The organism is Xanthomonas sp. SHU 199 (assembly GCF_000364665.1).
Classification (GTDB): domain Bacteria; phylum Pseudomonadota; class Gammaproteobacteria; order Xanthomonadales; family Xanthomonadaceae; genus Xanthomonas_A; species Xanthomonas_A sontii.
Genome location: NZ_AQOI01000586.1, coordinates 1 through 10,460, shown reverse-complemented (window position 1 = coordinate 10,460; position 10,460 = coordinate 1). Strand labels below are relative to the sequence as shown.

At 70.6% G+C, this 10,460-nt stretch carries 10 protein-coding genes; 7 read left to right on the top strand and 3 right to left on the bottom strand.

Annotated features, from left to right (window positions below):
• From D183_RS0117295 to D183_RS0117285, 3 genes are all read left to right on the top strand, one after another.
• Positions 1-1,264, top strand: a 1,264-nt coding sequence (locus D183_RS0117295; protein WP_017910108.1) for a carbohydrate porin, incomplete at its 5' end; no start/stop codon positions are given.
• A gap of 118 nt (positions 1,265-1,382) precedes the next feature.
• Positions 1,383-2,372: an MBL fold metallo-hydrolase gene (locus D183_RS0117290; protein WP_017910107.1), complete on the top strand. Its 990-nt coding sequence runs from the start codon at positions 1,383-1,385 to the stop codon at positions 2,370-2,372.
• A 193-nt stretch (positions 2,373-2,565) separates the two neighbouring features.
• The gene (locus tag D183_RS0117285; RefSeq protein WP_017910106.1) at positions 2,566-2,805 is read left to right on the top strand and encodes a DUF1653 domain-containing protein; all 240 of its coding nucleotides are present in this window, start codon (positions 2,566-2,568) and stop codon (positions 2,803-2,805) included.
• 39 nt (positions 2,806-2,844) lie between these two features.
• Here D183_RS0117285 and D183_RS27815 read toward each other — a convergent pair whose 3' ends face one another.
• Positions 2,845-3,000 (bottom strand): hypothetical protein, encoded by a 156-nt coding sequence (locus tag D183_RS27815; protein ID WP_017910105.1) that lies wholly within the window; start codon positions 2,998-3,000, stop codon positions 2,845-2,847.
• Between the two features lie 422 nt (positions 3,001-3,422).
• Here D183_RS27815 and D183_RS0117275 point away from each other — a divergent pair, with 422 nt between their 5' ends.
• Together D183_RS0117275 and D183_RS0117270 are read left to right on the top strand one after the other, a co-directional pair.
• Entirely contained in the window at positions 3,423-4,016 is a 594-nt protein-coding gene (locus D183_RS0117275) for a TetR/AcrR family transcriptional regulator (RefSeq protein ID WP_017910104.1), read from the top strand.
• A gap of 44 nt (positions 4,017-4,060) precedes the next feature.
• Complete coding sequence (locus D183_RS0117270; RefSeq protein WP_017910103.1) at positions 4,061-4,672, top strand: cytochrome b; 612 nt, start codon at positions 4,061-4,063, stop codon at positions 4,670-4,672.
• Positions 4,673-4,684: 12 nt separating this feature from the next.
• Here the strand turns inward: D183_RS0117270 and D183_RS0117265 are convergent, their stop codons facing one another.
• Positions 4,685-5,788 (bottom strand): ATP-binding protein, encoded by a 1,104-nt coding sequence (locus D183_RS0117265; RefSeq protein WP_017910102.1) that lies wholly within the window; start codon positions 5,786-5,788, stop codon positions 4,685-4,687.
• Positions 5,785-6,516, bottom strand: a complete 732-nt coding sequence (locus D183_RS0117260; protein WP_051067644.1) for a response regulator — start codon at positions 6,514-6,516, stop codon at positions 5,785-5,787. The genes D183_RS0117265 and D183_RS0117260 overlap by 4 nt, the downstream gene beginning before the upstream one ends.
• Before the next feature lie 90 nt (positions 6,517-6,606).
• On the opposite strand from D183_RS0117260, the gene D183_RS0117255 reads away from it, so the two are divergent.
• Both D183_RS0117255 and D183_RS0117250 read left to right on the top strand, forming a co-directional pair.
• A complete protein-coding gene (locus D183_RS0117255; protein WP_017910100.1) occupies positions 6,607-7,815 on the top strand; it encodes an efflux RND transporter periplasmic adaptor subunit in 1,209 nt (402 codons plus the stop codon).
• A gap of 15 nt (positions 7,816-7,830) precedes the next feature.
• Positions 7,831-10,460, top strand: a 2,630-nt coding sequence (locus D183_RS0117250) for an efflux RND transporter permease subunit (protein ID WP_017910099.1), incomplete at its 3' end; no start/stop codon positions are given.

The following is a 10,460-nucleotide window of genomic DNA, read 5'->3' as shown; positions in this document are numbered from 1 at the left end:
GGCGGCCGCCGCCCTGCCGGCCTGCGCCATTGCCGCCGACACCGCGCAATGGCTCGACGACCACGGCATCGCGCCGCGCCTGGTCTGGTCCAACGACTATGCGCGCAACGTCGACGGCGGCCTGTCGCGCGGCGACCGCAACGCCGGCGGCGTGGTCGCCGGCGCGGACCTGGATCTGCAACGCCTGTTCGGCATTCCCGGTGCCACGCTGCACGTCACCGGCGCCCGGTACTACGGCGACAGCCTGTCGCAGCGGCAGATCGGCAACGGCGTCAAGGTGCAGGGCTATTGGTACCCGCAGCAGCAGGCGCAACTGGCGCAACTGACCTGGGAACAGACCTTCGCCGACGGGCGCTGGCAACTGGTCGCCGGGCGCATGAACACCACCTGGCAATTCGCGCGCAGCCGCTACGGCTGCCGCTTCGTCAGCGCCTCGGACTGTCCGTTCCAGCTGAGCCAGGCCGATGGCGGCTTCGTCGGCTTTCCCTACGTGAACTGGGGCGCGAAGCTGCGCTACAAGCCCGAGGCCACCTATGTCTCGGTGGGCGCATTCGAACTGAACCCGCAGCGCAAGAACAACCACGGCCTGGACTGGAGCACCGCCGACAGTACCGGCGTGCTGGGCACGCTCGAGGTCGGCTACGAACCCGATCCCGCACGGGGCAAGGGCGCACCGCGCTACCTCGCCGGCCTCTGGTACAACTCGGCCGACTACAGCGACCTGCGCTACAACCAGGCCGGCGGCTTGCGCGGGCTGGTCGGCGGCCCCGCGCGCCTGTACGACGGCGGGCGCTGGGGCGCCTACGCGCTCGGCGAACGCGCGCTGTACCGGCCGCAGGGCATGGCAAGCAAGCGCATGCTGGTCGCCTTCGGCAACATCGCCGCACCGTTCGACAAGCACCAGGTCTACGACCTGCAGGTCACCGCCGGCCTGTACTACAGCGGCCCGTTCGCATCGCGGCCCGGCGACGGCATGGGCGCGATCGCGCACTACTACCGCTTCAGTGCGGACCAGCAGGGCTACATGAACGACGTGCTGCGCAAGCGCGGCGCCGCCGCGGACATCGCGCGCAACGAACTCATGTTCGAACTCAACTACAGCTACCGCATCGCGCAGACGCCGCTGTTCCTGGTGCCGAACGTGCAGTACATCGTCCATCCCGACATCCTGGGCAATCCCGCGGCGCGCCGTGCGCCCGACGATGCGCTGGTGATCGGCTTGCGGGTGATGCTCAACATGGGTGGGCTGGGCACGCCGAAGTGAGGCCGCACTTGGCACCGGCCGGGGACCGATATCGCGGCAGCCGAGGCAGGCGCGCACGCACGCTTGCGCCGCTGGCGGTTAACCTTCCCTCCCCTTGCGTCATCCGGATCGCGCCTCAATGGCCAACCCCTACTACCGTGGCCCCGTCAGCGACCATTTCGATGGCGTGCGCTTCTTCAACCCCGGCCAGCCGACCATCGACAATGCGCTGAGCAAGGTCCTGCGCTGGAAGGCCGCCATGGGCGCGGTGCGCTGGCCCGCGCAGGTCGCGGTGACGCCGGCCATGCCTGCACCGCGGCACGACGGCCTGCGTATCACCATGGTCGGCCACGCCACGCTGCTGATCCAGGCCGCCGGCCTCAACCTGCTCACCGACCCGGTGTGGTCGCAGCGCGCCAGCCCTTCGCAGATCGCAGGGCCCAAGCGGGTAACGGCACCGGGCATCCGCTTCGCGGACCTGCCGCCCATCGATGCGGTGCTGTTGAGCCACAACCACTACGACCACTTCGACCTGGCGACCTTGCGCACGCTGCACGACGCGCACCAGCCGCTGTTCGTGATGCCGCTGGGCAACGACGTCCTGCTGCGCAAGCGCGTGCCCGATGCGCGCATCGCCACCGGCGACTGGCACGACCGGCTGCCGATCGGCGACACCGCGACGGCGACGCTGACCCGCGCCAACCATTGGTCCAGCCGCGGCATCGCCGACCGCAGGATGGCCCTGTGGTCCGGCTTCTTCGTCGAGACCGCGCGGGGATCGGTGTGGTTCGCGGGAGACACCGGCTACGGCGATGGCGCCATCTTCCGCGAGATCCGCGACCGGCACGGCGCGCCCGACGTGGCGTTGATCCCGATCGGCGCCTACGCGCCGCGCTGGTTCATGGCGCCGCAGCACATCGACCCCACCGAAGCGGTGCGGATCTTCCGCGACACCGGCGCGCGGCGCGCGCTCGGCATCCACTGGGGCACCTTCCAGCTCACCGACGAAGGGCGTGATGAGCCGCGCGAAGCGCTGGCCGCCGCACTGCACCTGGCCGGCATCGCCGCAGCGGACTTCGTCGCCGCCGAGCCGGGGCAGGCGTTCGACTTCGCCGATTTGGCGCCTTGACGCGCGCAGAAGTGAAGCGTGCGGGCGACGATGGACGCTGCTTCTTAAGGCCGGTTGCCTGAGTTTCCCCCGCAGGAGCGTTCCGTCGTCACGACGCGGCGAACCGCCGCGGTCGCGCAATTCGCCCTCGCGACGCAGAGAGAGCGCAGGTGCAGACCGCTACACTCGCGCTCCCGCCCACCAGGACACCGTCATGCGCGACCTCAGCCCGCTGCCTTCCATCGCCCTCGGCCGCTACCGCCACTTCAAGGGCGGCGAATACGAGGTGCTGGGCATGGTCCGCAGCAGCGAAACGCTGGAACCGCTGGTGCTGTACCGGCCGCTGTACGGCGAAGGCACGCTGTGGGTGCGGCCGTATCCGATGTTCGTCGAGCAGGTGGAGATCGATGGCGTACGCCGCCCGCGCTTCGCGCCGATGGACGCGGACGCCTGAGCACGGCGCAGGCGACCGCGCCGCGCCCGACGCGAGACGCTAGCGCTTGGCGGCGCTGTCCACGTCGCTCTTGGTCGCGGCGTGATCCTGTGCCGGGCGGTTGCGGTTCTTCTTGGCGCGCGTGACCAGATACAGCATCGCGGCGATGAGCAGGACGAACAGTCCGGCGACCCAGGGCATCAGCGTGGTGTCCATTCGACACTCCAATTCGGTTGCACAGCGGTCACCAGACCACACCCGCAGTGAAGGCCTTGGCTAGTGCGACGGTGCGTCGGCGTCATGTCGGTGCATCGCATGCGCACGATGGGCGGTTCCGTCGCGCAGTCCTGAGCCGCCGCGACGGCGCCCTTTACGACGGCCTTCGCGACAGGCACCAGCATCACTTGGGTTTGCGACCAGGCGCATTCCACACGCCGCCGCGATCGCGCTGTCGATGCCTGAGAGGCCCTGGCCGAGACGTTCGCAGGACGGGCAAGCCACTCGAATCTCAGGCCTTCGGAGCGCACCGGCTGCCGTGCCGGCCAAGCCGCCCAGCGCACGCCGAATCGACCGTGACACATTGACATACGCCCTGTACGCAAATAACGTACGCCACGTATGTGAATGAAGGCCCGCCCATGCACCAGCGCCGCAGCCGCCGCGAGATGATCGAGACCACCCGCGCCAGCCTGCTGGCTGTGGCGCGGCAGGCGTTCGCCACGCACGGCTTCGCGCACACCTCGATGGACGTGTTGACCGCCGAGGCCGGTCTTACCCGTGGCGCGCTGTATCACCACTTCGGCAGCAAGGACGGCCTGCTGATCGCGGTCATCGAGCAGATCGAGGCCGAGGTGGGCCTGCGCCTGCAGGCGGTGTCCGACGCCGCGCCCACGCCGTGGGACGGTTTCCGCCGCCGCTGCCGCACCTACCTGGAACTGGCGCTGGAACCGGAGATCCGCCGGATCATCCTGCAGGACGCGCGCGCCGTGTTCGGCGACGTGCCGCCGGCGGCGCAGTCGGTGGGCATCGCCGCGCTGCAGGCGGCGCTGGAAGCCCTGATCGCCGCCGGCACGGTGGCGCCGCTGCATGCCGGGGTGATGGCACGCATGCTCTACGGCGCGATCACCGAGGCGGCGTTCTGGATCGCCGAGCCGGACGCCGACCTGCACGCACGGCTGGCCGACGCGCTCCACGCCCTGGACCGGCTGCTCGACAGCCTGCGCACGCCCTGATTCCGCAGCACTCCCCGCCTCGCCACTCGACCAGGATCACGCACATGCACTGGCGCAACACCGCACAGCGCTTCGGCGCCCTCGCCAAGCTGTTCCACTGGACCACCGCCGCCGCCTTCATCGGCGCCTATGCGGTGGTGTACTACGTCATCTGGTTCATGGACGACACGTCGGACGCCTCGCTGCCGGTGCTCAACCTGCACTGGGTGCTGGGCCTGCTGGTCGGGTTCCTGGTGCTGCCGCGGCTGTTGTGGCGCTGGCTGGACGTGCAACCAGACGATCCGCCGGGCTCGGCGCTGGAACACCGGCTCGCGCATCTGGCGCATTGGGGTCTGTACGCGCTGCTGATCGTGATGCCGCTGACCGGCTACATCGGCACCGGCGCGCCGACCGACCTCGGCCTGTTCCGCATTCCCGGCTTCAACGAGACCGCGCTGTTCGCCTGGATCAGCCGCACCTGGCACCTGAGCTGGGAGGCGTTCGAAGCGCCGATCGACGTGGTGCACCACTTCATCGGCAAATGGATCGCATGGGTCGTCGTACTGCTGCACGTGGCCGCCGCGCTGTTCCATCACTGGGTCCGGCGCGACGAGGTGCTGACCCGCATGCTGCCGGGGCGTACACCGCACGTGCGCAGCGACGCGACCTCCGCCTGAGCCAACGCGCCTCTAGCGCGACGCCGGCACCTGCGCTGTGCGCGTCGCGGCCTCCATTGGCGCCAGCGGCCAGCGCACTTCGAACCGCGTGCCGCTGCCGGCCGGCAGGCACAGCGCATCGCCGCCATGCGCCACGGCAATGGCCTTGACCACCGCCAGGCCCAGGCCGCTGCCGCCGCTCTTGCGCGAACGCGACGGATCGCCGCGGCGGAACGCATCGAACACCCGCGCGGCGATCTCGGGCGCGATGCCGGGGCCGGTGTCTTCCACGAACAGCACGCATTGGCCCGCGTCCGCCTGCACGCCCACCCGCAGCGGGCCCGGCTCGGCATAGTGCTGCGCGTTTTCGAGCAAGGCCATCAGCGCCTGGCGGATGCGCACCGCATCGCACAGCACCGGCGTGCGCAGCGCCAGCACGGGTTCCAGCACCAGCCCGCGCGCGTCCAGGCTGGCGCCGAAGGCATGCAGCACGGCCTCCACTTCCCGCGCCAGGTCGGCCGGCGCCGGCTGCAACTCCAGGTGCCCGCTGTCGGTGAGGCTGAGCACGCGCAGGTCCTCGATCAGCCGGTTCAGGCCTTCCACCTGCCGCAACAGGCTCTCGAACGCCGCCACGTCCGGCGCGAACACGCCCTCGGCCAGGCCCTGCAGGCGCCCGCGCAGGATCGTCACCGGCGTGCGCAGTTCGTGGGCGACGGCGGCATTCCAGAATGCGCGCTCGCGGGTCATCGCCTGCAGGCGGTCGGCCATGGCGTTGAAGTCGCGCACCAGCTGCGCGGTCTCGCCCAGCGCATGCGCATCCATGCTCGCGCGTGCGTGCAAGTTGCCCTGGGCGACTTCGCGCAGGCTGTGCGCCACCGAGTTCAACGGGGTGAGGATGCGCCGCGACAGCCGCACCGCCACCGCCACCGCGATCGCCACGGCCAGTGCGGCGGTGGCGCCGATCCACATCATCTCCACCCGCGACGGCACCCAGGTGTCGGAGATGCTGTTGGGCTGGTAGGCCGCCGCCAGCGCGTAGAACACGTAGGAGCCGACCACCGACAGCAGGATGATCCACAGCGCCAGCGCGCCCAGCGACAGGATGACCTGGCGGCGCAGCCCGGGGGCGCGATTCATGCGCCGGATCCGAACCGGTAGCCGACGCCGCGCACGCTGGCCGGCGTGCCCTGCACGCCCAGCGCCTCCAGCTTCTTGCGCAGCTTGCTGATGTGGCTGTCGATGGTGCGCTCCTGGGTGTCGCCTTCCGGTAGGCAGGCGTCGAGCAGTTCGGCGCGGCTGAACACCCGCTTCGGCGCGCGCATCAGCCGCACCAGCAGCTTGAACTCGGTGAGCGTGAGGTCCAGCGTGTGCCGCTGCTCGCCCACGCGCACGCTGGCCTCGTGCTGGTCCAGATCGACATGGAAGGCGCCCACGCGCAGGCTGCGCGCCTCCTCGGCGCCGTTGCCGCGGATGCGCCGCAGCACCGCCTGCACCCGCGCCACCACCTCGGCCGGGTTGAACGGCTTGACCACGTAGTCGTCGGCGCCCAGGCGCAGGCCCATCAGCTTGTCGATGTCCTGGTCCAGCGCGGTGAGCATGATCACCGGGGTCTCGCCGCGGTGGCGCAGTTCGGCCAGCACCTTCCAGCCGTCCGCCGCCGGCAGTTGCACGTCCAGCAGGATCAGATCCGGATCCAGCGCCAGGTGCAGGTCCAGCGCGGCGCGGCCATCGGCGGCGTGGGCGCTGCGCAGCCCGCTGCGCGCCAGGTAGGCGCTGAGGATCTCGGCGATCTCGCTCTCGTCTTCGGCGATCAGGACCAGCGGCGCGGACGCGGGCACGGCGGCGCCCGGAGAGGAAACGGACATGGAGGCAGCGAAGGCGCATCGGCCCGGACGGGCGGATCTCCATCATATCTCCACATCGCATCGAACGCCGCGCAACCCGCGGCCGCGACCATGCACGGCTTTGGCGTCCGCCGCATCCGCGGCGGCAGCGACGAGGCACGAGGCATGGGCATGCGGCAACAGGTACGGACTCTGGGACTCGGCGGCGCGCTGGCGTTGGCCCTGGCGGGCTGCGGCGGCGGCGCGCAGCCGCAAGCGGTGGCCGCGCCGGTACAGGTCACCGCGGTGACCCTGCACCCTGCGTCGATGACGGTGAGCGTGGACCTGCCCGGGCGCGTGGCCGCGCTGCGCAGCGCGCAGATCCGCCCACAGGTCGGCGGCATCGTGCAGCGTCGCTTCTTCGAGCAGGGCGCCGATGTGCGGCGCGGCGACGCGCTGTTCCAGATCAACCCGGCACCGTTCAAGGCCGACATGGACACCGCCGCGGCCGCACTGCACCGTGCCGAGGCCGCGCAGGTGCTGGCCGACGTGCAGCATGCCCGGCTACAGCGGCTGGTCGAATCCGGCATGGTCAGCCGGCAGATGTACGACGACGCCGCCTCGCAGCGCAGCCAGGCCGCCGCGGCGGTCGCCGAGGCCAAGGCGACGCTGTCGCGGCGGCGCCTGGACCTGGCCTTCGCCACCGTCGACGCACCGATCGACGGCCGCATCGACCAGGCACTACTCACCGAGGGTGCGCTGGTCTCGCCCAGCGACAGCGCGCCGATGGCGGTGATCCAGCAGATCGACCAGGTCTACGTCGACGTGCGCCAGTCCGCCAGCGACCTGGACCCGCTGGATCCGGCCGCGCGCGCGCAGGCCACCAGCGACGACGGCCTGCCGGCGCAGATCCTCGACCGCAGCGGCACGCCCTCGGGACTGAGCGGGCGCGTGCTGTTCTCCGGCATCACCGTCGATGCCGGCACCGGCGATGTGCTGCTGCGCATCCTCGTCGACAACCCGCAGCGGCGCCTGTTGCCCGGCATGTACGTGCGGGCGCGGGTGCCGCGCGCCCACTACGCGCAGGCGCTGCGCGTGCCGCAGCAGGCGGTCACCCATGTCGGCAAGCGCGCGCAGGTGTGGGTGCTGGACGCCAATGCGCAGGTGCGCAGCGCGACGGTGCAGCTGGGCGAACTGGTGCAGGGGCACTACCGTGTCGTCGCCGGCCTGCAACCCGGGCAGCAGGTGGTGGTCGAAGGCATCGACCGGCTCAGCACCGGCGCCCGGGTGAAGGCGCGTGCGTGGCAGCCGCCGGTGGTCGCCACCGCCGCCGCGGACTGAACCGGGAACGCCGCCATGCCACAGTTCTTCATCGAACGCCCGGTCTTCGCCTGGGTGATCGCGCTGTTCATCGTGCTGTTCGGCACCCTGGCCATCGGCCAGCTGCCGGTGGCGCGCTATCCCTCGGTGGCGCCGCCCTCGGTGTCGCTGATCGCGTCCTACCCCGGCGCCACGCCGCAGACCCTCAACGACTCGGTGGTGAGCCTGGTCGAACGCGAGCTGTCGGGGGTCAAGAACCTGCTGTACTTCGAGTCCACGGTGGACACCTCGGGCAGCGCGCAAATCACCGCCACCTTCAAGCCCGGCACCAATGCGGAGCTGGCGCAGGTGGACGTGCAGAACCGCATCAAGGCGGTGGAGCCGCGCCTGCCGCAGGCGGTGCGGCAGAACGGCCTGCAGGTGGAATCGGCCGCGTCCGGCTTCCTGATGCTGGTCGGCCTGACCTCGCCGGACGGCCGCTACGACGAAGTGGCGCTCAACGACTACCTGGCCCGCAACATCGTGCAGGAACTGCGGCGCATCGACGGCGTCGGCCGTGTGCAGCTGTTCGGCGCCGAGCAGGCCATGCGCGTGTGGGTGGACCCGGACAAGCTCGTCGCCTACGGCATGACCATGACCGAACTGGCGCAGGCGATCGAACAGCAGAACGCGCAGATCGCGCCCGGCCGCCTCGGCGACGAGCCGACCGTGCGCGGACAACGCCTGACCGTGCCGCTGACCGTGGCCGGACAACTGAGCACGCCCGCGCAGTTCGCCGCCATCGTGCTGCGTGCCGACAGCGGCGGCGCGCGGGTGACCCTGGGCGACGTGGCGCGGGTGGAGCTGGGCGCACAATCCTATGGCTTCTCCAACCGCGAGGACGGCGCTCCCGCCACCAGCGCGGCGATCCAGCTCTCGCCCGGCGCCAATGCGGTGCGCACCGCGCAGGCGGTGAAGGCGCGGCTGGCGGAACTGGCCGCGAGCATGCCGACCGGCATGCGCTATTCGATCCCGTTCGACACCGCGCCGTTCGTGAAGCTCTCGATCAAGCAGGTGGTCAAGACCCTGCTCGAAGCGATGGTGCTGGTGTTCCTGGTGATGTACCTGTTCCTGCAGAACGTGCGCTACACGCTGATCCCGGCCATCGTCGCACCGATCGCACTGCTGGGCACCTTCGCGGTGATGCTGCTGGCCGGTTTCTCGATCAACGTGCTGACGATGTTCGGCATGGTGCTGGCGATCGGCATCATCGTCGACGACGCCATCGTGGTGGTGGAGAACGTCGAGCGGATCATGGCCAGCGAAGGCCTGCCGCCGCGGGAAGCCACGACCAAGGCGATGCGCGAGATCACCGGCGCGGTGGTCGGCATCACCCTGGTGCTGACCGCGGTGTTCATCCCCATGGCCTTCGCCAGCGGCTCGGTGGGCGTGATCTACCAGCAGTTCACCCTGGCGATGGCGGTGTCGATCCTGTTCTCGGCGTTCCTGGCGCTGACCCTGACCCCGGCGCTGTGCGCCACCCTGCTGCGCCCGATCGCGCCCGGCCACCACGCCAAGCGCGGATTCTTCGGCGCGTTCAACCGCGGCTTCGAGCGCCTGACCGGCCGCTATGCCGCACGCGTGGCGCGGCTGCTGCGGCGCAGCGCGCGGGTGCTGGCGGTGTTCGCGGTCCTGTGCGTTGCGCTGGCCTTCGCCATGCGCGTCCTGCCCTCGGCGTTCCTGCCGGAAGAGGACCAGGGCTACTTCATGACCTCGATCCAGTTGCCCACCGATGCCACCAGCGAGCGCACGCTGGCGGTAGTCAAGGCGTTCGAGCGGCACGTCGCCACGCGCCCGGCGCTGGCCTCCAACCTGGTGATCCTGGGTTTCAGCTTCTCCGGCTCGGGCACCAACGCGGCCATGGCCTTCACCATGCTCAAGGACTGGGACCAGCGCGACGGCGCCACCTCCAGCGACGAAGCCGACCGCGTGCAGCAGGCCATGGCCGACCTGCCCGAGGGCACGGTGATGAGCCTGCTGCCGCCGGCCATCGACGAGCTCGGCACCTCTTCCGGCTTCACCCTGTACCTGCAGGACCGCGGCAACCGCGGCGAGGCCGCGCTGATGGCGGCGCAGGCGAAGCTGCTGCAACTGGTCGCGGACAGCAAGGTGGTCAGCGGCGTGTATCAGGACGGCCTGCCGCCGGGCAAGAGCATCCGCCTGGAGATCGACCGCCAGCATGCCGAAGCGATGGGCCTGCCGTTCTCCGCGATCAGCAACACCCTGTCGGCAGCGATGGGCTCGCTCTACGTCAACGACTTCCCCAATGCCGGGCGCATGCAGCAGGTGATCCTGCAGGCCGACGCCGCGTTGCGCATGCAACTGGACGACGTGCTGGGCCTGCGCGTGCGCAGCACCGAGGGCGGCATGGTGCCGCTGCGCGAAGTGGTGACCGCCACCTGGACCGACGCGCCGCAGCAGCTGGCGCGCTTCCAGGGCTTCCCGGCCGTGCGCATCACCGGCGGCGCCGCGCCTGGCGTGTCCAGCGGCGCGGCCATGGCCGAGATGGAACGGCTGGCCGCGCAGCTGCCGCCGGGCTTCGCCGTGGCCTGGACCGGGCAATCGCTGCAGGAGCGGCAGTCGGCCGCGCAGGCGCCGCTGCTGATGCTGCTGTCGGCACTGGTGGT

Excerpts from the sequence above, each read along its gene's own strand:
- D183_RS0117290 (WP_017910107.1), top strand. The coding sequence starts at position 1,383 with ATGGCCAACCCCTACTACCGTGGCCCCGTCAGCGACCATTTCGATGGC.
- D183_RS0117285 (WP_017910106.1), top strand. The coding sequence starts at position 2,566 with ATGCGCGACCTCAGCCCGCTGCCTTCCATCGCCCTCGGCCGCTACCGC.
- D183_RS27815 (WP_017910105.1), bottom strand. The coding sequence starts at position 3,000 with ATGGACACCACGCTGATGCCCTGGGTCGCCGGACTGTTCGTCCTGCTC.
- D183_RS0117275 (WP_017910104.1), top strand. The coding sequence starts at position 3,423 with ATGCACCAGCGCCGCAGCCGCCGCGAGATGATCGAGACCACCCGCGCC.
- D183_RS0117270 (WP_017910103.1), top strand. The coding sequence starts at position 4,061 with ATGCACTGGCGCAACACCGCACAGCGCTTCGGCGCCCTCGCCAAGCTG.
- D183_RS0117265 (WP_017910102.1), bottom strand. The coding sequence starts at position 5,788 with ATGAATCGCGCCCCCGGGCTGCGCCGCCAGGTCATCCTGTCGCTGGGC.
- D183_RS0117260 (WP_051067644.1), bottom strand. The coding sequence starts at position 6,516 with ATGTCCGTTTCCTCTCCGGGCGCCGCCGTGCCCGCGTCCGCGCCGCTG.
- D183_RS0117255 (WP_017910100.1), top strand. The coding sequence starts at position 6,607 with ATGCACGGCTTTGGCGTCCGCCGCATCCGCGGCGGCAGCGACGAGGCA.